The sequence below is a fragment of the Pseudomonas sp. SM4 genome (assembly GCF_051913165.1).
Lineage (GTDB): Bacteria > Pseudomonadota > Gammaproteobacteria > Pseudomonadales > Pseudomonadaceae > Aquipseudomonas.
In genome coordinates this window covers 19,532-41,052 of the sequence record NZ_JBODOE010000014.1, presented here as the reverse complement: position 1 = coordinate 41,052, position 21,521 = coordinate 19,532, and the positions used below count along the sequence as shown (strand labels likewise).

Annotated in this window: 23 protein-coding genes; 16 read left to right on the top strand and 7 right to left on the bottom strand. The window is 60.1% G+C overall.

What is annotated here, in order from left to right:
• Positions 1–86: 86 nt before the first annotated feature.
• The 3 genes from ACQ4MY_RS23475 to ACQ4MY_RS23465 are packed head-to-tail and all read left to right on the top strand — an operon-like array spanning position 87 to position 1,299.
• Positions 87–338, top strand: coding sequence for a hypothetical protein (locus ACQ4MY_RS23475; RefSeq protein WP_008086460.1), 252 nt, complete (start codon positions 87–89; stop codon positions 336–338).
• A gap of 18 nt (positions 339–356) precedes the next feature.
• Positions 357–929: a hypothetical protein gene (locus ACQ4MY_RS23470; protein WP_440096643.1), complete on the top strand. Its 573-nt coding sequence runs from the start codon at positions 357–359 to the stop codon at positions 927–929.
• Positions 916–1,299 (top strand): hypothetical protein, encoded by a 384-nt coding sequence (locus tag ACQ4MY_RS23465; protein WP_440096642.1) that lies wholly within the window; start codon positions 916–918, stop codon positions 1,297–1,299. Before ACQ4MY_RS23470 ends, ACQ4MY_RS23465 begins: the two co-directional genes overlap by 14 nt.
• Positions 1,300–1,401: 102 nt before the next feature.
• Here the strand turns inward: ACQ4MY_RS23465 and pyrE are convergent, their stop codons facing one another.
• Positions 1,402–2,046, bottom strand: coding sequence for an orotate phosphoribosyltransferase (pyrE, locus tag ACQ4MY_RS23460; RefSeq protein ID WP_008078597.1), 645 nt, complete (start codon positions 2,044–2,046; stop codon positions 1,402–1,404).
• Positions 2,047–2,128: 82 nt separating this feature from the next.
• Between pyrE and ACQ4MY_RS23455 the strand changes: the two genes are divergently transcribed.
• Positions 2,129–2,908, top strand: a complete 780-nt coding sequence (locus tag ACQ4MY_RS23455) for an exodeoxyribonuclease III (RefSeq protein ID WP_007920349.1) — start codon at positions 2,129–2,131, stop codon at positions 2,906–2,908.
• A 57-nt stretch (positions 2,909–2,965) separates the two neighbouring features.
• Here ACQ4MY_RS23455 and ACQ4MY_RS23450 read toward each other — a convergent pair whose 3' ends face one another.
• From ACQ4MY_RS23450 to rph, 4 genes are all read right to left on the bottom strand, one after another.
• Positions 2,966–4,156 (bottom strand): M24 family metallopeptidase, encoded by a 1,191-nt coding sequence (locus tag ACQ4MY_RS23450; protein ID WP_440096641.1) that lies wholly within the window; start codon positions 4,154–4,156, stop codon positions 2,966–2,968.
• A gap of 103 nt (positions 4,157–4,259) precedes the next feature.
• Positions 4,260–5,144 carry a helix-turn-helix domain-containing protein gene (locus tag ACQ4MY_RS23445; RefSeq protein WP_440096640.1) on the bottom strand — a complete coding sequence of 295 codons (885 nt, stop codon included), beginning with the start codon at positions 5,142–5,144 and terminating at the stop codon, positions 4,260–4,262.
• A gap of 29 nt (positions 5,145–5,173) precedes the next feature.
• Positions 5,174–5,542: a DUF4870 domain-containing protein gene (locus ACQ4MY_RS23440; protein ID WP_158835007.1), complete on the bottom strand. Its 369-nt coding sequence runs from the start codon at positions 5,540–5,542 to the stop codon at positions 5,174–5,176.
• A 28-nt stretch (positions 5,543–5,570) separates the two neighbouring features.
• Positions 5,571–6,293 (bottom strand): ribonuclease PH, encoded by a 723-nt coding sequence (rph, locus tag ACQ4MY_RS23435; protein WP_008078603.1) that lies wholly within the window; start codon positions 6,291–6,293, stop codon positions 5,571–5,573.
• A 270-nt stretch (positions 6,294–6,563) separates the two neighbouring features.
• On the opposite strand from rph, the gene ACQ4MY_RS23430 reads away from it, so the two are divergent.
• From ACQ4MY_RS23430 to ACQ4MY_RS23405, 6 genes are all read left to right on the top strand, one after another.
• Positions 6,564–7,427, top strand: coding sequence for a YicC/YloC family endoribonuclease (locus ACQ4MY_RS23430; protein WP_158835004.1), 864 nt, complete (start codon positions 6,564–6,566; stop codon positions 7,425–7,427).
• A gap of 12 nt (positions 7,428–7,439) precedes the next feature.
• Positions 7,440–8,060 carry a guanylate kinase gene (gene gmk, locus ACQ4MY_RS23425; protein WP_008078609.1) on the top strand — a complete coding sequence of 207 codons (621 nt, stop codon included), beginning with the start codon at positions 7,440–7,442 and terminating at the stop codon, positions 8,058–8,060.
• Positions 8,061–8,227: 167 nt separating this feature from the next.
• Positions 8,228–8,491: a DNA-directed RNA polymerase subunit omega gene (gene rpoZ / locus ACQ4MY_RS23420; protein WP_007894670.1), complete on the top strand. Its 264-nt coding sequence runs from the start codon at positions 8,228–8,230 to the stop codon at positions 8,489–8,491.
• A gap of 57 nt (positions 8,492–8,548) precedes the next feature.
• Complete coding sequence (spoT, locus tag ACQ4MY_RS23415; RefSeq protein ID WP_007920338.1) at positions 8,549–10,654, top strand: bifunctional GTP diphosphokinase/guanosine-3',5'-bis pyrophosphate 3'-pyrophosphohydrolase; 2,106 nt, start codon at positions 8,549–8,551, stop codon at positions 10,652–10,654.
• Positions 10,655–10,678: 24 nt separating this feature from the next.
• A complete protein-coding gene (locus ACQ4MY_RS23410; RefSeq protein WP_003229509.1) occupies positions 10,679–11,059 on the top strand; it encodes a RidA family protein in 381 nt (126 codons plus the stop codon).
• Between the two features lie 68 nt (positions 11,060–11,127).
• A complete protein-coding gene (locus tag ACQ4MY_RS23405; RefSeq protein ID WP_008078615.1) occupies positions 11,128–11,868 on the top strand; it encodes a hypothetical protein in 741 nt (246 codons plus the stop codon).
• Positions 11,869–12,079: 211 nt separating this feature from the next.
• Here the strand turns inward: ACQ4MY_RS23405 and ACQ4MY_RS23400 are convergent, their stop codons facing one another.
• Positions 12,080–12,937, bottom strand: a complete 858-nt coding sequence (locus tag ACQ4MY_RS23400) for an SDR family oxidoreductase (RefSeq protein ID WP_440096638.1) — start codon at positions 12,935–12,937, stop codon at positions 12,080–12,082.
• 189 nt (positions 12,938–13,126) lie between these two features.
• On the opposite strand from ACQ4MY_RS23400, the gene exbB reads away from it, so the two are divergent.
• The 6 genes from exbB to ACQ4MY_RS23370 all read left to right on the top strand — a co-directional run bounded on the left by exbB (position 13,127) and on the right by ACQ4MY_RS23370 (position 19,942).
• Positions 13,127–14,086 (top strand): tonB-system energizer ExbB, encoded by a 960-nt coding sequence (gene exbB, locus ACQ4MY_RS23395; RefSeq protein WP_008078620.1) that lies wholly within the window; start codon positions 13,127–13,129, stop codon positions 14,084–14,086.
• 6 nt (positions 14,087–14,092) lie between these two features.
• Complete coding sequence (gene exbD, locus ACQ4MY_RS23390; RefSeq protein WP_008078622.1) at positions 14,093–14,521, top strand: TonB system transport protein ExbD; 429 nt, start codon at positions 14,093–14,095, stop codon at positions 14,519–14,521.
• Positions 14,518–15,264 carry a TonB family protein gene (locus tag ACQ4MY_RS23385; RefSeq protein ID WP_008078624.1) on the top strand — a complete coding sequence of 249 codons (747 nt, stop codon included), beginning with the start codon at positions 14,518–14,520 and terminating at the stop codon, positions 15,262–15,264. Before exbD ends, ACQ4MY_RS23385 begins: the two co-directional genes overlap by 4 nt.
• 183 nt (positions 15,265–15,447) lie before the next feature.
• On the top strand, positions 15,448–16,377 hold the full coding sequence (locus tag ACQ4MY_RS23380; RefSeq protein ID WP_007920331.1) for a hydrogen peroxide-inducible genes activator: 930 nt from the start codon (positions 15,448–15,450) through the stop codon (positions 16,375–16,377).
• A gap of 9 nt (positions 16,378–16,386) precedes the next feature.
• Complete coding sequence (gene recG, locus ACQ4MY_RS23375) at positions 16,387–18,462, top strand: ATP-dependent DNA helicase RecG (RefSeq protein WP_440096637.1); 2,076 nt, start codon at positions 16,387–16,389, stop codon at positions 18,460–18,462.
• Between the two features lie 79 nt (positions 18,463–18,541).
• Positions 18,542–19,942 (top strand): aminoacyl-tRNA deacylase and HDOD domain-containing protein, encoded by a 1,401-nt coding sequence (locus ACQ4MY_RS23370; protein WP_008078626.1) that lies wholly within the window; start codon positions 18,542–18,544, stop codon positions 19,940–19,942.
• A 99-nt stretch (positions 19,943–20,041) separates the two neighbouring features.
• Here the strand turns inward: ACQ4MY_RS23370 and ACQ4MY_RS23365 are convergent, their stop codons facing one another.
• Complete coding sequence (locus ACQ4MY_RS23365; protein ID WP_440096636.1) at positions 20,042–21,400, bottom strand: delta-60 repeat domain-containing protein; 1,359 nt, start codon at positions 21,398–21,400, stop codon at positions 20,042–20,044.
• Between the last annotated feature and the right edge of the window lie 121 nt (positions 21,401–21,521).

Below are 21,521 nucleotides of genomic sequence, written 5' to 3'. Positions count from 1 at the left end.
CGTCCGACATAACTCAGCGAAACGTCCGACATCACCTCAGAACAAATCTCCCTAGGATCTTCCCTTCATCCACCGGAGATTTACCCATGCAAAAAGATTACGTCCCTTACGGCAGCGATGTTTCCCCTGGCACTTACGAGTGCGTCGATTGCGGCCATCAGTATTCCAATCAAGCCAAAACCTCGATGCCACCGTGCCCGCAATTTCGCAAAACAGCACATGCGTTGAATGGCTGGAAAATCCTCACCGGCCAAGGTGATGCGATCAAAGACCCTTATCCAGAAAAGCCTGCCGACATCAAAAGCGCCGAGGTCATCACGCCCTCGAACAAAAAATAAATCCGGAGCGCCTGAGCCATGCAGATCTCGTTCACGATCGATGCCGACGCTTTCGAGCTGGAACAAAAGGAACCGGTCAAGAAAACCTTGCGCATCGGCGACGCAGAAATCGCCCACGCCTTGCAGCGTATCGCCAAGGCCAGCCTGACCGAATACCTGAAAATGCTGGTCGAGGGCGGCATGCCCAGCCGTGCTGACGAGGCCAAGCAGGATCGTCTGCTTTATCTGATTCAAAGCTACTTCGGGCAGACACTGCCGACCGAGTCGCAGATCTCGACGATCTTCCAGCTGACCCAGAGTCAAAGCAAAACCTTGCTGAAGAACACCGTGTCGCGTTTTCGCAATCAGCTCGACGACATCCTGCAGCACAGCATGCGCGCGGTGATCGAGACGGCTGAACATGCGCAGACCGTGTATCTGGTGGTGATCAGCTCGGACGTGATTCGCGATGAGCTGAACATGCTCATCACCCAGAACGAGCCAACCTTCAAACCCATCATCAAACGCAAGGGCAGCGCCGGGCAGTTCGAGATCAGTGAGGATTCCCACGACTTGCTCTGCACGACGCTGGGGCTCAATGCCGTTCAGTGACATCGTCGCGGTCAGTGGCCTGCTGCTGACCCTGACCACGTTCATGTTCAATCTGGCGTGGCCGGCGCTCAGTGAGGCGTTGGCGCTGGATGAATACCAGTCGGGGCCGCTGAACAGAAAACGCAGCAGGGACAAGGTTCGGGAGGCTCTTTACGGGCGGGCGCTGCCGTTGACGTGCGCGTTTATGGCGCTGTTTTACGTCAACCTGCCGGCCGCGGTGGGGATTATTCGCAGCAGCACGCTGGATCTGTGGGATTTTGATGTGGATCGCACGTTGTACGTGATGGTCGTACTGGCGTTGCTGGCGTTTGCACTGATCAACACGGGATTAACCGTGAAACTGCTCAGAAAATGGCGAAACCTTCGTTAAACCGAAACCCTGTAGGAGCTGCCGAAGGCTGCGATCTTTTGATTTTGTTTTTTAAGATCAAAAGATCGCAACCTTCGGCAGCTCCTACAGAATGATGCCTTATCAGACGCCGAATTGGGCGCGGTACGCTTCCACGGCCGGCAAGTGCTGCTTGAGCTGCGGATCATCCGCGAGGAACTCCAGCACCTGATTCAGCGACACAATGCTGATCACCGGAATGCCGAAATCACGCTCGACTTCCTGAATCGCCGACAACTCACCGTTGCCACGCTCCTGACGGTTCAGGGCGATCAGCACGCCGGCAGCCTTGGCGCCGTCCTGCGAAGCAATGATTTGCATCACTTCACGGATCGCGGTGCCTGCGGTGATCACGTCGTCGATGATCAGCACGTCGCCGGTCAGCGGAGCGCCAACGAGGCTGCCGCCTTCGCCGTGGGCCTTGGCTTCCTTGCGGTTGAAGCACCATGGCAGATCACGGTCGTGATGCTCGGCCAGTGCCACGGCGGTGGTTGCCGCCAGCGGGATGCCTTTGTAGGCTGGGCCGAACAGAACGTCGAAGGGAATGCCGCTTTCGGCGATGGCTGCGGCGTAGAAACGCCCCAGTTGCGCCAGGGCCGAGCCCGAGTTGAACAGGCCGGCGTTGAAGAAGTAAGGACTGGTGCGCCCGGACTTCAGGGTGAACTCACCGAAGCGCAAAACGCCGCGATCGATGGCAAAACGAATGAAATCGCGCTGATACGCTTGCATGAAAAAAACCCCAAATACCACGGATTTAGCTAATTAGCTTGACGCCGTGTATCATACACGCACGCGATTTTTGGGGCCATTTATGCGGATCATCAGTGTGAACGTCAATGGTATTCAGGCGGCAGTCGAGCGCGGTTTGCTCAGTTGGCTGCAAGCACAGAATGCCGACGTCATCTGCCTGCAGGACACCCGTGCCTCCGCCTTTGAACTGGATGACCCAGCCTTCCAACTGGATGGCTACTTCCTTTATGCCTGCGATGCTGAAGTCCCTGCCCAAGGCGGCGTGGCTTTGTATTCGCGGTTGCAACCGAAGGCTGTCATCAGCGGTCTCGGTTTCGAGACGGCCGACCGCTACGGGCGCTACCTGCAAGCAGATTTCGACAAAGTCAGTATTGCCACCTTGCTGCTCCCTTCGGGGATGAACGGCGATGAGGACTTGAACCAGAAGTTCAAGCTCATGGACGACTTCGGCAAGTACCTGGACAAACAGCGACGCAAACGTCGCGAGTACATTTATTGTGGCTCGCTATACGTGGCGCAGCAGAAACTCGACATCAAAAACTGGCGCGACAGCCAGCAATCCCCGGGCTTCCTGGCGCCAGAACGCGCCTGGATGGACGAGATTGTCGGCAACATGGGTTATGTCGATGCCCTGCGCGAAGTCAGCCGTGAAGGCGACCAGTACAGCTGGTGGCCGGACAACGAGCAGGCCGAGATGCTCAATCTGGGCTGGCGCTTCGACTACCAGATCCTGACCCCGGGCCTGCGCCGCTTTGTACGCAGCGCACGCCTGCCACGTCAGCCACGGTTTTCGCAGCACGCGCCGCTGATCGTCGACTACGACTGGACGCTGACCATCTAAGCGTCTTTTCGCCTTACAAAAAATGCCCGTATCGAGAGATGCGGGCATTTTTTTCGATCAAAGGATTGTTTGGCTGGCAATGTCTCTCGGCGCGCGGGTCAGGATGTCTGGCTTGTCGCCAATCACCACCGTGTCGTCGATACGGAAGCCCCCCAAGCCCCACTGAAAAATCCCCGGTTCCGCCGAGTAGACTTCACCGCTCATCAGCGCGCGGGTGTTGAACGCCATGTCGTGGGGAAATTCATGGCCCATCAAGCCAAGACCATGCCCCGTGCGATGAATGATCAGATCGGCAACCCCGTGCCGCTCGAAAACTCCTTGCGCCGCTGCATCAATGGCGCAGACCGGATTGCCGGTTACCGCCGCTTCACACGCGGCTTCATTGGCTTCCCGTGCCGCTTCGTACAGTTGGGCCTGGCGCGGCGAAGGTTTGCCACAAAACCATGTCCGCTCGTTCTCGATGATCAGACCATTGATACGCGGGATGATGATATTGACCAGGCCATGGCCCTTTTCAATCCGCGCACCGCATTGCCGTCCATCACCGTGGGGCGCGCAACTCGCCGGGCCGGACAGGGTGAAAAACTCGATGCACTGCACATCCTCTCCGGGGAAACGATTGGCCGCTTCTTCGACAAACAGCGCCGCCATGCTCATGTCCAGCTCCTGAACCAGCCGTCCGGGGCGGATGTTTTCCCGGTAGCGATCCTGCAACCAATCCGTCAACGCACAGGCTTCGCGCATCAGTTGGATCTCTTCGGCATGCTTGACCAGCCGTAGCGTGCGGCACTCTTCGGTCGCGTTTTGCAGCACCAACGATGGCAGCAAAGTACCGACGCGAGCCAACGGCGCCGTGATCGCGTCGACGCCAATGCGCGACCGATGCAGCCCGGCATCGCGCAAAGACTGTGCGACCAGCTCACTCCACTGACTGACCAAGGGCAGACGGTTTTGTACACGCGGATGCTCGGCATAGAAACGCGCATCCTCGATCCATAGATGCCCGGCCTCTTGGGTGAAACGCCAATGATGCGTCGATAGCTCATGAGCGATCACAAACGGCACACCGTTCCTCGGTACGACGCACAGAATCGGTCGCTCCCACGTCTCGACGTCGGTATTGAAGTTGGTCGCAAACTGGAAGAAGTCGGCCTGGGTGAAAAGCAAAGCATCAAAGCCTTCGCGATCCATCAGCGAGTACATGAGTTGCAGGCGATAGTCGCGCACAGCGTGTCCGAGGTGTGCCATTGGCTGGCTCCGTGTCGTTGAAGTGCGGACAGTGTTCAACGAGGGCAGAGTTGACGTCGCGCCGATCCTTGCTCAATTGCCGGTACTTTCTTGCTCACGAGTTTTATCGGGACTGGCGAAAATCCGTCGGGCTGATGCCATAGGCTTTACGAAAGACTCGGGCGAAATGGCTGGAGTCGGCAAACCCGGATTCCAGGGCAATTTCCAAAATAGTCTTGGCGGAGTTTTCCAAAGCGTTGCGTGCCCGTTGCAGGCGCACGGCAAGTACGTGAGCGTGAGGCGAAGTACCAAAAGCGCGTTTGAATTCGCGAGCGAAGTGGAATTCGCTCATCGCTGCGATCGCCGCCAACCGGGCGATGCAGAGTTTTTCGCAGGGGTGACGCTCAATGTAGCGCAGGGCATCCGTCAGGCCTTGGCTGGCAACCATAGGCTGCGCGCTCGACAGCTCATAATTGTTCAATAAATGAGCAATCAACACCTGAACGCTCAAATCCGCCTGCTCACGGGCGCCCGGACTGTTGTCACCAATCGACAGCGCCAACTGCCGGGCGAGCAAGTGAACCACTCTGTCGCGTTGATACAACGGATGATGTGTTCCGCGAAATCCCGCAAAGCTCAGACCCTGATCCTGCGCCGCAGCGGTCAACGCCGGCATGGGTAAATGCACATGAAGGATGTCGAAAGCGCTACGAGTATCCCAGCTCGCGGATTGGCTGGGTTGTAGCAATCGCACCTGACCGCGGTGAATCGGGCCGTCCCACACCTGCTGGCCGCCAACAGCGGCACGCGACTGCATAGGCGCAAGCATCACGCTGAGCAAAACATGCTCGCGCGGTTCCGTGCGTTCAAAACGATAATTGTCTGTGGAAAATCGCTGCCAGCGAAACACTGCAGCGCCGGTCGATTGCAGACCTGTGAGGGCAGCGGCGGGTTTCATCCGCCATTCCTCGGTTTGCTGCTCGATAGAAGACGCGACAGGCTGAGACATTGCGCACTCCGCCCGTCAGGCCCGCGAGCCTACTTGATCAACCGCCAGGTAAACGGATACCGGTACGGATACCCTTCGTTGGCCTTGACCCCGGCAATGATCGTCAACACCAGTGCGCCAATCGCCACAATGCCAATCAGGAAGAAGCCGACGATCAGCACCATCAGCAGGAAGCAGATCAACGAGGCAATCGCCACGGTGATCTGAAAATTCAGCGCCTCTTTGCCCTGGGCATCGATAAACGGATCCTTTTCACGCTTCATCTGCCAGAGGATCAATGGCCCGATCAGGTTGCCGAACGGAATCCAGATCCCCAGCAAGGCGGACAAGTGACAAAACATCGCCCACTGACGAACCTCCTGGCTCGGTTTGGGCAGTAGCTCTTGCTGGTCACTCATCGCATTCTCCTTGCGGTTATGAGCCTGTTCAGTCGGCCAGTGCGGCGTTCTGCAGTTCGAAGATCTCGTTCATGCCTTTCTTGGCCAGTTCCAGCATGGCGTTGAGGTCTTCCGGCTGGAACGGCGCGCCTTCAGCGGTGCCCTGCACTTCGATGAAACCACCGGTGCTGGTCATCACGACGTTGAGGTCGGTCTCGGCAGCGGAGTCTTCCAGGTAATCCAGATCCAGTACCGCTTCGCCCTGATACATGCCGACCGATACCGCGCCGATCATTTGCTTGAGCGGGTCGCCGCCTTTCAGGCCGCCGCGCTTCTTGATCACTTTCAGTGCGTCAACCAGAGCGACCATGGCGCCGGTGATGGAGGCGGTGCGGGTGCCGCCGTCGGCCTGGATCACGTCGCAGTCGACGTACAGGGTGACGTCGCCCAGCTTGGACATGTCCAGCGCAGCGCGCAGGGAGCGGCCGATCAGACGCTGGATTTCCAGGGTGCGACCGCCTTGCTTGCCACGGCTCGCTTCACGCTGGTTACGCTCGCCAGTGGCGCGCGGCAGCATGCCGTACTCGGCGGTCAACCAGCCCTGGCCCTGACCCTTGAGGAAACGCGGCACGCCGTTTTCGACGCTGACGGTGCAGATGACCTTGGTATCACCGAATTCGACCAGCACCGATCCTTCGGCGTGCTTGGTGTAGTTGCGGGTAATGCGGATCGAGCGGAGCTGATCGGCAGCGCGACCACTTGGACGTTTCATAGGAGATACCTGTACTGAGGACGGAAAACTGCCGAGCATTATAGAGCGCTGCACTGCGACTGGGCACTTGTTAAAAATTCGGGCCGACGATCGAAGGCCCTGAAACACGCATTACCGACGGGCTGCAGCCCTTTGTCACACCGTGTGTTTGGGCGCATTCGCCGCACTGCGCTACAATCCTGCGCCTTTGCTGCCAGTCGGCATAAATTCATTGATATCGCGCTTGCGGAACCCAGGTTTCGCGCCGATCTGCATTGCGAGGTTACCGCCATGGTGCACAGCATGACCGCCTTCGCCCGCGTCGAGAAAGCCGGCGTACAGGGCACCCTGAGCTGGGAACTGCGCTCGGTCAACAGCCGCTATCTGGAACCGCACCTGCGCTTGCCGGAAACCTTTCGCGACCTCGAAGGCGCGGTGCGTGAAGCACTGCGTCAGGGCCTGTCGCGGGGCAAACTGGAATGCACCCTGCGTTTCACCGAAGAAAGCACCGGCAAAGCGCTGCAAGTCGACCGCGAGCGCGCCGCGCAACTGGTCGCCGCCGCCGAAACCATCGCCGGCCTGATCAAAAACCCGGCGGCACTGAACCCGTTGGAAGTACTGGCGTGGCCTGGCGTGCTGGTCGGCGATGCAACCGACCCACAGGCGCTGAACGCCGAGGCGCTGGCCCTGTTCAATCAAGGTCTGAAAGAGTTGAAGGCCGGCCGCGAGCGCGAAGGCGCGGAGCTGGCCCGGTTGATCAACGAACGCCTGACGTCGATCGAAGCAGACGTCGTGACCCTGCGCGAACTGGTGCCGCAGATGCTGGCGACCCAACGCCAGAAAGTCCTCGACCGCTTCGCCGACATGAAGGCCGAGCTCGATCCGCAGCGTCTGGAACAGGAAATGGTCATCCTCGCGCAAAAAAGCGACGTGGCCGAAGAACTGGATCGCCTGAGCACCCACATCATCGAAGTGCGCCGGGTGCTCAAGTCCGGCGGTGCAGCCGGGCGTCGCCTCGACTTCCTGATGCAGGAGCTCAACCGCGAAGCCAACACACTGGGCTCCAAGGCCTTTGATCCGCGCAGCACCCAGGCCGCCGTCAACCTCAAGGTGTTGATCGAGCAGATGCGCGAACAAGTGCAGAACATTGAGTAAGGCAACCCCGACATGACCCACAGCACCGGCACCCTGTACATCATTTCCGCCCCTTCGGGCGCGGGCAAAAGCAGCCTGGTCAAGGCGTTGACCGACGCCATACCGGAAATTCGCGTTTCGGTTTCGCACACCACGCGCGCCATGCGTCCGGGTGAAGTGGACGGCGTGAACTATCACTTCGTGACCCGCGAAGAGTTCGTGAAGATGGGCGAGCACGGCGACTTCCTCGAACGCGCCGAAGTCTTCGGCAACTTCTACGGCACCTCGCAAAGCCGCCTGCAGCAGACGCTGGACGAAGGTCACGACCTGATTCTGGAAATCGACTGGCAAGGCGCCGAGCAAGTACGCAAACTGATGCCGCAAGCTCGCTCGATCTTTATCCTGCCGCCGTCGCTTCAGGCCCTGCACCAGCGCTTGACCAACCGTGGCCAGGACAGCGACGAGATCATTGACGGCCGGATGCGCGAAGCGGTCAGCGAGATGAGTCACTATGTCGAGTACGACTACCTGATCATCAACGACGATTTTGCTCACGCACTTGACGATCTGAAGGCTATTTTCCGCGCCAATCAACTCCAACAGAAACGTCAGCAGGTACGTTTCGGCAAATTGCTGGCCGAATTGCTCGGTTAATCAGCACTTCCCAAAATGCCTGCAAGCGCTTTACATTGGTGCTTGCAGCGCGTTGAAGGGCTTGGTTAAAAAATCAGCGCTTCCCTAATCGCTGGTGATTTTTTAAACTGTTGAGTCCGCTCGCCCAACCGGGCAGCGCGCATATTGCATTCGCTCCGAGGAATACCATGGCCCGCGTAACCGTTGAAGACTGCCTGAACCACGTGGAAAACCGTTTTGAGCTGGTCATGCTCTCTACCAAACGTGCCCGTCAACTGGCCACCGGCGGCAAAGAGCCACTGGTTCAGTGGGAAAACGACAAGCCTACTGTCGTTGCCCTGCGTGAAATCGCTGAAGGCCTGATGAGCTACGAGTTCATCGCCAACGCTGAAATCGTCGAAGACGAACCGCTGTTCGCAGCGTTCGAGGACGAGTCCAACGAGGCCGTCTAAGCCTATGCCTGGTCGACGTAGCACGGCGCGGGGTCACAACCTACGGCAGGAATTATCATGCCGAGCATAGACGCCCTCGCCGATCGCTTATCGACCTACCTCGGCAACGACCAGGTCAACCTGGTCCGCCGAGCGTATTTCTACGCCGAACAAGCCCATGACGGTCAACGCCGGCGCAGCGGCGAGGCGTACGTCACGCATCCTCTTGCCGTGGCCAATATTCTTGCCGACATGCACATGGACCATCAGAGCCTGATGGCCGCGATGCTGCATGACGTGATCGAAGACACCGGTATCGCCAAAGAAGCGCTGCAAGCGCAGTTTGGTGAAACCGTGGCCGAACTGGTTGACGGGGTCAGCAAACTGACCCAGATGAATTTCGAGACCAAGGCCGAAGCCCAAGCCGAAAACTTTCAGAAAATGGCCATGGCCATGGCACGCGACATTCGCGTGATCCTGGTCAAGCTCGCCGACCGCCTGCACAACATGCGCACGCTGGAAGTGCTGTCCGGGGAAAAACGCCGGCGCATCGCCAAGGAAACCCTCGAAATCTACGCGCCCATCGCCAACCGGCTGGGCATGCATGCGATCCGCATCGAATTCGAAGACCTCGGCTTCAAGGCCATGCACCCGATGCGTTCCGCGCGGATCTACCAGGCGGTCAAGCGCGCCCGGGGCAACCGCAAGGAAATCGTCAACAAGATCGAAGAATCCCTTGGCCATTGCCTCGCCATCGACGGCATCCAGGGCGAAGTCAGCGGTCGTCAGAAACACCTCTACGGCATCTACAAGAAAATGCGCGGCAAGCGTCGGGCCTTCAACGAGATCATGGACGTCTATGCGTTCCGGATCATCGTCGACAAGGTCGATACCTGCTACCGCGTGCTAGGCGCTGTACATAATTTGTACAAACCGTTGCCGGGGCGCTTCAAGGATTACATCGCGATCCCCAAAGCCAACGGCTATCAGTCGCTGCACACCACGCTGTTCGGCATGCACGGTGTACCGATCGAGATTCAGATCCGTACCCGCGAAATGGAAGAGATGGCCAACAACGGCATCGCCGCCCATTGGCTGTACAAATCCAGCGGTGACGAGCAGCCGAAAGGCACTCACGCCCGCGCCCGCCAGTGGGTCAAAGGCGTGCTGGAAATGCAGCAGCGTGCCGGCAACTCGCTGGAATTCATCGAGAGCGTGAAGATCGACCTGTTCCCGGACGAGGTCTACGTGTTCACGCCGAAAGGCCGGATCATGGAGCTGCCGAAAGGCTCCACGGCGGTCGACTTTGCTTACGCGGTACACACCGACGTCGGCAACAGCTGCATCGCCTGCCGGATCAACCGTCGACTCGCACCGCTGTCCGAACCGCTGCAAAGTGGCTCCACGGTCGAGATCGTCAGCGCTCCCGGCGCCCGGCCGAATCCGGCGTGGCTCAACTTCGTGGTCACCGGCAAGGCGCGTACGCACATCCGCCATGCGCTGAAACTGCAACGCCGCTCCGAATCCATCAGCCTCGGCGAACGCCTGCTGAACAAAGTCCTCAACGGTTTCGACAGTTCGCTGGAGAAGATCCCGGCCGAACGCGTCAAGGCGATGCTCACCGAGTACCGCCTCGAACTGATCGAAGATTTGCTTGAAGACATTGGTCTGGGCAATCGCATGGCCTACGTCGTCGCCCGCCGCCTGCTCGGCGAAGGCGAACAACTGCCAAGTCCTGAAGGCCCGCTGGCGATTCGCGGCACCGAAGGTCTGGTGCTGAGCTACGCCAAATGCTGCACGCCGATCCCGGGCGACCCGATTGTCGGGCATCTGTCGGCGGGCAAAGGCATGGTCGTGCACCTGGACAACTGCCGCAACATCAGCGAAATCCGGCACAACCCGGAAAAATGCATCCAGCTCTCGTGGGCCAAGGATGTCACCGGCGAATTCAACGTCGAACTGCGCGTCGAGCTGGAACACCAGCGCGGCTTGATCGCCCTGCTGGCCAGCAGCGTCAACGCAGCCGATGGCAATATCGAGAAAATCAGCATGGACGAACGCGATGGTCGCATCAGCGTGGTCCAGTTGGTGGTCAGCGTCCACGACCGTGTGCACCTGGCCCGCGTGATCAAGAAGCTGCGCGCCTTGACCGGGGTGATCCGCATCACCCGGATGCGTGCATAACTCAACCATTACAAGGAGTCATACATGACCAAGACCGTTATCACCAGCGACAAGGCCCCGGCCGCCATCGGCACTTACTCCCAGGCGATCAAGGCCGGCAACACTGTTTACATGTCGGGTCAGATTCCTCTGGACCCAAAAACCATGGAACTGGTTGAAGGCTTCGAAGCCCAGACCGTCCAGGTGTTCGAGAACCTCAAAGCCGTGGCCGAAGCTGCCGGCGGTTCGTTCAAGGACATCGTCAAACTGAACATCTTCCTCACCGACCTGAGCCACTTCGCCAAGGTCAACGAGATCATGGGCAAATACTTCGACCAGCCGTACCCGGCTCGCGCCGCCATCGGCGTGGCTGCCCTGCCAAAGGGTTCGCAGGTTGAAATGGATGCCATTCTGGTCATCGAGTGATGCGCACGGCGCGGCCTTCAACGCCGCGCCGACTGCTCTGCAAGAAAAGGTTTTGAAAGGATTCCACCATGCGCAAAGCGCTAGCTCTCCCGCTGCTCGCCATTTTCCTCGGCGGCTGCGCCAGCAACCCTGCCGATCGTGACATCAGCGGCACCTGGATCAATCAGGTAGCGATCGATGCCGCAGCCAAGGGCGGCCCCCTGCGCGAAGCGCTTCAGGCTTACGGCCCGAACCTGGAGTGGGACGTCAACACCAAGGCCAGTCAGGCCCGCTACACCAACGGTTTTGAGAACGTCGAAGGACGGCTGCTGGGCGAACAGTCCGGCGCCTGGAAAGTCGACTTCTATGGCAGCTCCGCCAGTGAGCTGAAACGTGATGGCAGCCAACTGCAACAGGCGGCCAGCGATAACGAACCTGAACAGCTCTTCGACCGCGCGCAGATTCCCGTGCCGGAGGGCGCGCCGATCGGCGCCAGCTTCGAACGTGCGCTGTATTCCGCCTACATGGGCGGCAGCTGGAAAATCGCCAGCGGTCAGGGCGAAGGCGAAACCGTGCAGTTCCAGGCCGATGGCCAGGTCTCTGGCTTGCCGGGAGCTGATCGTTATGCGCTGTGCCTGGCGGGCGATTGCGCGTCGATGAGCAACGGCAACGACAGCATGTGGCTGCAGCAGAACGGTCAAGGCAATAACTGGATCTTTGTGCGCAAGGGCAAAGAGCTGGAAATCCTTCAGGCGGTTAACTCGGCGCTGGCGGATGAACAGCCGCAGTTCACCCCGGGTGATCGCAAGTGGTTGCTGGAAAAACAGTAACCATCTTCTGGAACCACTGAATATCCAAGGTGGGAACCTCTGTGGCGAGGGGATTTATCCCCGATCGGCTGCGAAGCAGTCGCAAAACCTTTGTGCGCGGTTTATCTGATCAACCGCGATTGCAGGATTTGGGGCCGCTGCGCGACCCATCGGGGATAAATCCCCTCGCCACATGGGATCGGTTCCCACAGTGGTTTGTGGTGTTAATCAGTCAGCATTTACCCTCGAGGATCGCGGCGTAGCCTTCGCGGTAGCTTGGGTATGTTGGCGTCCAGCCCAGCGCTTTTGCCCGGGCATTGCTGCAGCGCTTGCTGCCGGTGCGCCGCACACTCGCCTCCGCCGCCCACTCGGTCACGCCCAGATACTCGCGCAACCAGTCGACCACTTCGGCCAACGGCGCCGGTGCATCGTCGACGCCGATATAGATGCTCTCCAGCGCAGTCCCCTGCCGATCCGCCTCCAGCAAAAACTTCAGCAAACCTGCTGCGTCATCGGCATGGATGCGATTGCCATACAACGGCGGCTCGACGGCCACGCGATAACCCTCGCGAACTTGCGTCAGCAGACGCTCGCGACCCGGGCCGTAGATGCCGGTCAGGCGCAGGATGCTTGCCGGGATGCCGCTCTTGAGCGCGACCTGTTCGGCCTCAAGCATCAATTGCCCGGAGAAGCCGCTGGCAACCGTCGCTGAAGTCTCGTCTACCCATTCACCCTCCATCTGCCCATAAACACTGCTGCTCGACACGAACAACAGTCGCTCCGGCACCTGCCCGTAGTCATCCAGCCAGCTCAGCACATTCTGCAAACCCTGCACGTAAGCCGCGCGATACCCGGCCTCATCGTGATGGGTGGCCGCCGCGCAATACACCAGGTAATCCACTGCCCCTACCGGCCAAGTGTCCGGGCAGTCTTCGTTAAACAGGTCGCCGGCAACACCGATGACCCCGGCGGGCAGGCGCGACACATCCCGGCGCAAGCCATGGACTTCCCAGCCAGCGGCCAGCAATTGCGTGGCCAGACGACTACCAATATCGCCACAACCGGCAATCAGAACAGAAGGCGCAGACATCGGAAAACTCCCATCGGAAAGCGACAGACTAGGCTCGACGAGTGACGAGCGGCTAGCAATCAAGGAAAAAAAGATACTCTATTACTTTTGTTAACAAGAATTACTTGCAATAATGCACGCCACTTTTGTTCTCGGCCTCACGAGGCCTGGAAGAGCATTAAACGTTTTTCTATCTCAGGTCCGGCCAGCATGACACGTAATCAAATCCCCGCTTCGCCAACCAAACGACCTCGCGCCTGGAGCGCGGTGGCGGCTCTGTTGCTCAGCCTGATGCTGGCACCGACCGCCGCGTTCGCCGACGCTCAGGCGCCAGCTGCACCGGCCGCGACCGAACAGCACGCACCGGCTGCCGACGCGCCTGCCGCTGCTCCCGCTGCTACTGATCCAGTGCAAGCGGTAGACGCTGCCGACGTTCCTGAAGTTCTCGAAGCCGACAACTCCCTGGGCATGGCCCACGACTTGTCGCCTTGGGGCATGTACCAAAACGCCGACATTATCGTGAAAATCGTGATGATCGGTCTGGCCATCGCGTCCATCATCACCTGGACCATCTGGATCGCCAAAGGCTTCGAGCTGATGGGCGCCAAGCGTCGTCTGCGTGGCGAAATCGCTGCCCTGAAGAAAGCCACCACCCTTAAAGAAGCCAGCGCCACCGCCGGCAAGGAAGGCACCCTCGCCAACCTGCTGGTGCACGACGCGCTCGAAGAGATGCGCCTGTCGGTCAACAGCCGCGAGAAAGAAGGCATCAAGGAACGCGTCAGCTTCCGTCTTGAGCGTCTGGTTGCCGCCTGCGGTCGCAACATGAGCAGCGGCACCGGCGTGCTCGCCACCATCGGTTCCACCGCGCCGTTTGTCGGCCTGTTCGGTACCGTGTGGGGCATCATGAATTCCTTCATCGGCATCGCCAAAACCCAGACCACCAACCTTGCCGTTGTGGCGCCCGGTATTGCTGAAGCACTGCTGGCCACTGCACTGGGTCTGGTTGCTGCGATCCCGGCCGTTGTGATCTACAACGTCTTCGCCCGCTCCATCGCCGGTTACAAGGCGCAGGTTTCCGACGCCTCGGCAGAAGTGTTGTTGCTGGTCAGCCGCGACCTCGACCACCAGCCTGAGCGCAGCTCGCAGCCGCACATGGTCAAAGTGGGGTAATCGGCCATGGGCCTGCATTTGAAAGAAGGCGCAGACGACGATCTGGCCGAGAACCACGAAATCAACGTCACGCCGTTCATCGACGTGATGCTGGTACTGTTGATCATCTTCATGGTGGCCGCTCCGTTGGCCACCGTGGACATCAAAGTCGACCTGCCTGCCTCGACCGCCAAACCGGCACCCCGGCCAGAGAAGCCGGTGTTCCTCAGCGTCAAGGCTGATCAACGCCTGTACATCGGCGAAGACGAAGTGTCGCCGGAAACCCTCGGTGCCTTCCTCGACGCCAAGACTCACGGCAAAAAAGACACCACCATCTTCTTCCAGGCCGATAAAGGCGTGGATTACGGCGACCTGATGAGCGTGATGGACAAGCTGCGCGGCGCCGGTTACCTGAAGGTCGGACTGGTCGGACTTGAGACGGCAGCCAAAAAATGATCACGACGCGCCATAAGCTGACGCGTTACAGCGGTAGCCTGGCCGTGGTGCTGGGCGTTCATGCGCTGGCCATCGCGCTGGCGCTGAACTGGACCGCCCGCCCGCCCATCGAATTGCCGCCGCAGGCAATGATGGTCGAGCTGGCCCCGGTTCCGGCCCCGCCACCGCCTGCTCCGCCGAAAGTCGTCACACCGCCGCAGCCACCGGCTCCGGTCGAAGAGTTGCCGATCCCGAAACTGGCCGAAGCCCCGAAAGCTGAAATCGCGGTGCCCAAACCCAAGCCGAAGCCAAAGCCTAAACCGCCGAAGCCAGTCGAGAAGAAGCTGCCCGATCCGCCGAAGGAAAAACCTTCCGAGGAGAAACCGGCCGACACCCAACCGACTCAGGCACCGACGGAGAAATCCGCCCAGCCTGCACCAGGTCCGTCGCCGGCCCAGATGGCGGCCAAAGCCAGCTGGCAAGGCACGCTGCTCGCGCATTTGGCCAAGTACAAAAAGTACCCGGCCAGTGCTCAGGCACGCGGCAAGGAAGGCTTGAACCGTCTGCGCTTCGTGGTGGATGCCGAAGGTAATGTGCTGTCGTTCGAACTGGTGGGCCGCTCCGGCAACGCCGATCTGGACCGGGCTACCCTGGAAATGATCCGCCGCGCACAACCGCTGCCCAAGCCACCGGCTGACATGCTCAACAACGGCTCGATCGAAATTGTTGCGCCGTTTGTTTATTCCCTCGAACGCCGCCGTTAAGTAGCAAGATCAAAAGATCGCAGCCTTCGGCAGCTCCTACATTGGAATGCATTTCCCTGTAGGAGCTGCCGAAGGCTGCGATCTTTTGCTTTTTGCCATAGTCGCATTCCACACTCAGTCTGATAACGTGCGTCTATCGATTGCAGCCGGTATGCTTGGCCCGCATCTTCATGGACGCTTGCTATGACCCTCACAGAATTACGCTACATCGTAACCCTCGCCCAAGAGCAGCATTTCGGCCACGCCGCCGAGCGTTGCCACGTCAGCCAGCCGACCCTGTCGGTGGGCGTGAAAAAGCTTGAAGACGAACTCGGTGTGCTGATTTTCGAGCGCAGCAAAAGCGCCGTGCGCCTGACCCCGGTCGGCGAAGGCATCGTCGCCCAGGCGCAAAAAGTCCTTGAGCAAGCCCAAGGCATCCGCGAACTGGCCCAGGCCGGCAAAAACCAGCTGACCGCGCCACTGAAAGTCGGCGCGATCTACACCGTCGGCCCGTACCTGTTCCCGCACCTGATTCCACAACTGCACCGGGTCGCCCCGCAGATGCCGTTGTACATCGAAGAAAACTTCACCCACGTGCTGCGCGACAAGCTGCGCAACGGCGAACTCGACGCGATCATCATCGCCCTGCCGTTCAACGAAGCTGACGTGCTGACCCTGCCGCTGTACGACGAGCCGTTCTACGTGCTCATGCCGGCCCAGCACCCGTGGACGCAAAAAGAAACCATCGACGCCGGCCTGCTCAACGACAAGAGCCTGCTGCTGCTCGGCGAAGGTCACTGCTTCCGCGATCAGGTTCTTGAAGCCTGCCCGACCCTGACCAAGGGCAACGACGGCGCCAAGCACACCACGGTCGAATCCAGCTCGCTGGAAACCATCCGGCACATGGTTGCGTCCGGTCTGGGCATTTCGATCCTGCCGTTGTCGGCGGTCGACAGTCACCACTACGCCCCCGGCGTGATCGAAGTGCGTCCGCTGTCGCCACCGGTGCCGTTCCGCACCGTGGCCATCGCCTGGCGTGCGAGTTTCCCACGGCCAAAAGCCATCGAGATCCTCGCCGACTCCATTCGCCTGTGTTCGGTGGCCAAGCCAGCGGCACCGGTTACGGCCGGTTAAGCGAGCGTCATGACTGAGCTGTCGCAAGTGTCGGTGACGGCACTCAAGGGTGTCGGCGAAGCCATGGCCGAGAAATTGGCCAAGGTCGGTCTTGAGAACCTTCAGGACGTGCTGTTTCACCTGCCGCTGCGCTATCAGGATCGCACCCGCGTGGTGCCGATCGGCCATTTGCGACCGGGACAGGACGCCGTGGTCGAAGGCACCGTCAGCGGCGCCGACGTGGTCATGGGCCGCCGTCGCAGCCTCGTCGTGCGTTTGCAGGACGGCACCGGCGGGCTCAGCCTGCGCTTCTACCATTTCAGTAACGCGCAGAAAGAAGGCCTCAAGCGCGGTACGCGGATTCGCTGCTACGGCGAAGCCCGGCCCGGCGCCTCAGGGCTGGAAATCTACCACCCGGAATACCGCGCCATCACCGGCGACGAACCACCGCCAGTGGATGAAACACTGACCCCGGTTTACCCGCTCACCGAAGGTCTGACCCAGGCGCGTCTGCGTCAGTTGTGCATGCAGACGCTGACCATGCTCAAGCCAGACACCCTGCCCGACTGGCTGCCGACCGAACTGGCGCGCGACTATCAACTGGCGCCGCTGGCCGACGCGATCCGCTACCTGCACAATCCGCCCGCCGATGCCGACGTCGACGAACTCGCCCTCGGTCATCACTGGGCCCAGCATCGTCTGGCCTTCGAAGAACTGCTGACGCATCAACTGTCGCAACAACGTCTGCGCGAAAGCATGCGTTCGCTGCGAGCACCAGCGATGCCGAAAGCGAAAAAGCTGCCGCCGAAATATCTGGCGAATCTTGGCTTCAACCCGACCGGCGCCCAGCAGCGCGTTGGCAACGAAATCGCCTACGACCTCAGCCAGCACGAACCGATGCTGCGGCTGATTCAGGGTGATGTGGGCGCGGGTAAAACCGTGGTCGCCGCCCTCGCCGCTCTGCAAGCGCTGGAGGCCGGTTATCAAGTCGCGCTGATGGCGCCGACCGAGATCCTCGCCGAACAACACTTCATCACCTTCAAGCGCTGGCTCGAACCGCTGGGCATTGAAGTCGCGTGGCTGGCCGGCAAGCTCAAAGGCAAAAACCGCGTTGCCGCGCTGGAGCAGATCGCCAGCGGCACGCCGATGGTGGTCGGCACCCACGCGCTGTTCCAGGACGAAGTGAAGTTCAAGAACCTCGCGCTGGTGATCATCGACGAACAGCATCGTTTCGGCGTGCAACAACGTCTGGCGCTGCGGCAGAAAGGCGTCGGCGGGCGCATGTGCCCGCATCAACTGATCATGACCGCCACGCCGATTCCGCGCACTCTGGCGATGAGCGCCTACGCCGACCTCGACACCTCGATCCTCGACGAACTGCCGCCCGGCCGAACCCCGGTCAACACCGTGCTGGTCACCGACACCCGTCGCGTCGAAGTCATCGAACGCGTGCGCGGTGCCTGCGCCGAAGGTCGTCAGGCCTATTGGGTGTGCACGCTGATTGAAGAGTCGGAAGAGCTGACCTGTCAGGCCGCCGAAACCACGTTTGAAGATCTCACCCTCGCCCTCGGCGAGTTGAAAGTCGGGCTGATTCACGGGCGCATGAAGCCTGTCGAGAAAGCTGCGGTCATGGCCGAATTCAAGGCCGGCAATTTGCAATTGCTGGTGGCGACCACGGTGATCGAAGTCGGCGTCGACGTGCCCAACGCCAGCCTGATGATCATCGAAAACCCCGAGCGCCTCGGCCTCGCACAACTGCACCAGCTACGCGGTCGTGTCGGTCGGGGCAGCGCCGCCAGCCATTGCGTGCTGCTTTACCATCCGCCGCTGTCGCAGATCGGTCGTCAGCGCCTGGGCATCATGCGCGAGACCAACGACGGTTTTGTCATCGCCGAAAAAGACCTCGAACTGCGCGGCCCCGGTGAAATGCTCGGCACCCGCCAGACCGGCCTGCTGCAATTCAAGGTCGCCGACCTGATGCGCGACGCCGACTTGTTGCCCGCCGTGCGCGATGCCGCGCAAGCACTGCTGGAACGCTGGCCGACCCACGTCAGCCCGTTGCTCGACCGCTGGCTGCGTCACGGGCAGCAATACGGCCAAGTGTGAGCACGGTCGCAGTTTCTGCCAGCTCGCTGCGACCAAGCTGGTTATACTCCTGCCATTGTTTCAAAAACGGATACACACCATGACTGACGCAGCTCTCGCCCCCGAACCTCCGCACGCACCGTCTGTGATTCGGCTGCTGCTCGGCAAGCTGGGGATCGCTTACGAAGAAGTGCTCGACCACCACGGCCTCAATGCCTCGCGCAAAGTCCAAGCCGTGCTGCTCGACGACGCCGTGGGCGCGCTGATGGTGCTGTTCCCGCAGAGCCAGTTGCTTGACCTCAATCGTCTCGCCGAATTGACGGGCCGGCGCCTCACCGCCGTGTCCACCGAGCGCCTGGAAAAGATGCTCGGCAAACACAGCCTGAGCCTGCTGCCGGGCCTGCCGGCGCTGACCAGTTCGCCGTGCCTCTACGAAGAAAGTCTGCTGCGCGAACCGAAGCTGCTGATCAACTCCGGTGAGCCGGGCCTGCTGCTGGAAATCGCCAGCGAAGACTTCAAGACCATGCTGACCAAGGCCAGCGCCGCCAACTTCGGCGAAGCCCTGAGCAGCATCCGCCCGAACCTCGACCGCCCGGACGATGACCGCGAGGAAATCACCCAGGCCGTGCAAGCGTTCACCGCGCGGCGTATCCAGCAGCGTCTGGAAGCGACCATCGAGATTCCGCCGCTGGCCGAAACCGCACAAAAAATCATCAAACTGCGCGTCGACCCCAATGCCACCATCGACGACATCACCGGCGTCGTTGAAACCGACCCGGCGCTGGCCGCGCAGGTAGTGAGCTGGGCGGCATCGCCGTATTACGCCTCGCCGGGCAAGATTCGTTCGGTAGAGGACGCGATCGTTCGCGTGCTCGGTTTCGATCTGGTGATCAACCTCGCGCTGGGCCTGGCCCTCGGCAAGACCCTGAGCCTGCCCAAGGATCACCCGCAACACACCACGCCGTACTGGCAACAGTCGATCTACACCGCCGCCGTCATCGAAGGCCTGACCCGCGCCATGCCGCGCGCCCAGCGCCCGGAAGCCGGCCTGACGTATCTGGCCGGTCTGCTGCACAACTTCGGTTATCTGCTGCTGGCCCATGTGTTCCCGCCGCACTTCTCGCTGATCTGCCGCCACCTGGAGGTCAACCCGCACCTGTGCCACAGCTACATCGAGCAACACCTGCTGGGTATCAGCCGCGAACAGATCGGCTCGTGGCTGATGCGCTACTGGGACATGCCGGACGAGCTGGCCACCGCGCTGCGCTTCCAGCACGACCCAAGCTACGACGGCGCCTACGCCGAATACCCGAACCTCGTCTGCCTGGCCGTGCGCCTGCTGCGCGGTCGCGGCATCGGTTCCGGCCCGGATGAAGACATCCCCGACGCCCTTCTCGAACGCGTCGGCCTGACCCGCGAAAAAGCCAACGACGTCGTCAGCAAAGTCCTCGAAGCCGAAGTCCTGCTGCGCGAACTGGCTTCGCAGTTCAGCCAGGCCTAAACGCATCGCGGGCAAGCCTTGCGCCTACGGGATCATTTCAATCCTGTAGGAGCAAGGCTTGCCCGCGAAGCCGTCAACGCGATCTGTGAAGTACTCGCCTCAAGCGGAATAACACAGCAGAACACCACCATTGATGTGAGGCCAAGGCTCGGCGTCATTCCACAAATTACCGCAAACGAAGAAGCGATCCGTCCCTTGCATCGACATGTCGGTCATGCCCTCCATGGATAGCGCCTCATCGAACACGACATAACCTTGACCGTTAAAAGCCGTTTCCAGAGAACCGTCGGATCGATAACACGCGGTCACAATACTTAACTCCTTTTTGACAAAACCGTCTCCGGTGCTCCCCGAGACGATGACCGAGCCATTGGTTTGTGTCACACAACGCCGCCAACTGAGCCCCTCCGCTACAAAATCGGCAAATAACGGCTTGCCTTTGTTGAAAGGCAGATTGTAGGAACCCGTGGAATTCAGAGCGACGATCAACCCCTTCCGAGGCTCGCTCCGCGTCATGAATGCATTGCCTACCGCAATAATCCGGCCGTCACTTTTTCGCACCGTCATAGCAACAAGGTTAATCAGGGAAGGACTGAAAACGGTGACTGCAAGCCCCCCGTTGAAACCGCGGTCGACCTCGCCTGCGGCGGTAAGACGCGTCACATAGGCAGTCTGGCCTTCATCCGCGTTGAAATGCCCACACACCAGTATGTGGCCGTCCTCTTGTAACGCAATGCCTTCGCTACTGCTCCAGTCAAACGTAAAACCTTCAAGCTCGATGATTGCCGCACCTCGGCCCTTGAACGTCGTGTCAGGCGAACCGTCCTTGTTACGCCGCAAGACGATGCCTTTCATTTTGCCGAACTCATCCCCGACATTGCCGACCAGCAGGAGCTTGCCATCGGGCTGTACGATCACTGAAGGTGAACCGGCAGCAGAAGCCTGCTTGCCCCCCTCCGCCGAATTGTCCCCGCGTCGCGCCGCACTCACCATTACCCCGGTGTGCCCGGAGCTGCCGTAATCTTCGTAGGGAATATGGAGAATGCCGGTTCCGTTCAGGGACTTATCCAACCGGCCATCCTCGTGGTGACGGACGATCATCAGCCCATGAGAACCGGGTAACGATGCTTGCGCGAAAATCACCCAACCGCCGCTTTCTGTCGGGCTGATGCCAAAAATGTGACTGAACTCAAAGTTTTCCAGCGGTACCACGACCACGCCGTCCTGGTTGGCACCAAACGAATTATCCAGTGAGCTATCAGCATCCAGCCGCGTCACCGCATAACCTGCGTTTCGGCCGGAAAGAGACACAACCGCCAATACCTTGCCCCCTGGCAGGGCCAGCACGGCATCCGGCGCAGCTCCGGAGATGGCGGGGATTGGAAATTTGAGAATGCCTGTTTTATTGAAGGTCGGGTCGAGAGTTCCCGGACTTGCGATTCCTTGTTGTTGTCCCATGATCTTGCTCCATCAAGTGATGAGAGTCCGGTGCGGACCCTCATCACCATTGAGCGCCCGAATGCGCTTGAAAACACCTGTCAGAGTTGACAGGCCAGCAGCCTTCTCAAGCCAATTCCCG

Bases quoted from the DNA above. Each gene is read 5' to 3' on its own strand.
- ACQ4MY_RS23475 (WP_008086460.1), top strand. From the start codon at position 87: ATGCAAAAAGATTACGTCCCTTACGGCAGCGATGTTTCCCCTGGCACT.
- ACQ4MY_RS23470 (WP_440096643.1), top strand. From the start codon at position 357: ATGCAGATCTCGTTCACGATCGATGCCGACGCTTTCGAGCTGGAACAA.
- ACQ4MY_RS23465 (WP_440096642.1), top strand. From the start codon at position 916: ATGCCGTTCAGTGACATCGTCGCGGTCAGTGGCCTGCTGCTGACCCTG.
- pyrE (WP_008078597.1), bottom strand. From the start codon at position 2,046: ATGCAAGCGTATCAGCGCGATTTCATTCGTTTTGCCATCGATCGCGGC.
- ACQ4MY_RS23455 (WP_007920349.1), top strand. From the start codon at position 2,129: ATGCGGATCATCAGTGTGAACGTCAATGGTATTCAGGCGGCAGTCGAG.
- ACQ4MY_RS23450 (WP_440096641.1), bottom strand. From the start codon at position 4,156: ATGGCACACCTCGGACACGCTGTGCGCGACTATCGCCTGCAACTCATG.
- ACQ4MY_RS23445 (WP_440096640.1), bottom strand. From the start codon at position 5,144: ATGTCTCAGCCTGTCGCGTCTTCTATCGAGCAGCAAACCGAGGAATGG.
- ACQ4MY_RS23440 (WP_158835007.1), bottom strand. From the start codon at position 5,542: ATGAGTGACCAGCAAGAGCTACTGCCCAAACCGAGCCAGGAGGTTCGT.
- rph (WP_008078603.1), bottom strand. From the start codon at position 6,293: ATGAAACGTCCAAGTGGTCGCGCTGCCGATCAGCTCCGCTCGATCCGC.
- ACQ4MY_RS23430 (WP_158835004.1), top strand. From the start codon at position 6,564: ATGGTGCACAGCATGACCGCCTTCGCCCGCGTCGAGAAAGCCGGCGTA.
- gmk (WP_008078609.1), top strand. From the start codon at position 7,440: ATGACCCACAGCACCGGCACCCTGTACATCATTTCCGCCCCTTCGGGC.
- rpoZ (WP_007894670.1), top strand. From the start codon at position 8,228: ATGGCCCGCGTAACCGTTGAAGACTGCCTGAACCACGTGGAAAACCGT.
- spoT (WP_007920338.1), top strand. From the start codon at position 8,549: ATGCCGAGCATAGACGCCCTCGCCGATCGCTTATCGACCTACCTCGGC.
- ACQ4MY_RS23410 (WP_003229509.1), top strand. From the start codon at position 10,679: ATGACCAAGACCGTTATCACCAGCGACAAGGCCCCGGCCGCCATCGGC.
- ACQ4MY_RS23405 (WP_008078615.1), top strand. From the start codon at position 11,128: ATGCGCAAAGCGCTAGCTCTCCCGCTGCTCGCCATTTTCCTCGGCGGC.
- ACQ4MY_RS23400 (WP_440096638.1), bottom strand. From the start codon at position 12,937: ATGTCTGCGCCTTCTGTTCTGATTGCCGGTTGTGGCGATATTGGTAGT.
- exbB (WP_008078620.1), top strand. From the start codon at position 13,127: ATGACACGTAATCAAATCCCCGCTTCGCCAACCAAACGACCTCGCGCC.
- exbD (WP_008078622.1), top strand. From the start codon at position 14,093: ATGGGCCTGCATTTGAAAGAAGGCGCAGACGACGATCTGGCCGAGAAC.
- ACQ4MY_RS23385 (WP_008078624.1), top strand. From the start codon at position 14,518: ATGATCACGACGCGCCATAAGCTGACGCGTTACAGCGGTAGCCTGGCC.
- ACQ4MY_RS23380 (WP_007920331.1), top strand. From the start codon at position 15,448: ATGACCCTCACAGAATTACGCTACATCGTAACCCTCGCCCAAGAGCAG.
- recG (WP_440096637.1), top strand. From the start codon at position 16,387: ATGACTGAGCTGTCGCAAGTGTCGGTGACGGCACTCAAGGGTGTCGGC.
- ACQ4MY_RS23370 (WP_008078626.1), top strand. From the start codon at position 18,542: ATGACTGACGCAGCTCTCGCCCCCGAACCTCCGCACGCACCGTCTGTG.
- ACQ4MY_RS23365 (WP_440096636.1), bottom strand. From the start codon at position 21,400: ATGGGACAACAACAAGGAATCGCAAGTCCGGGAACTCTCGACCCGACC.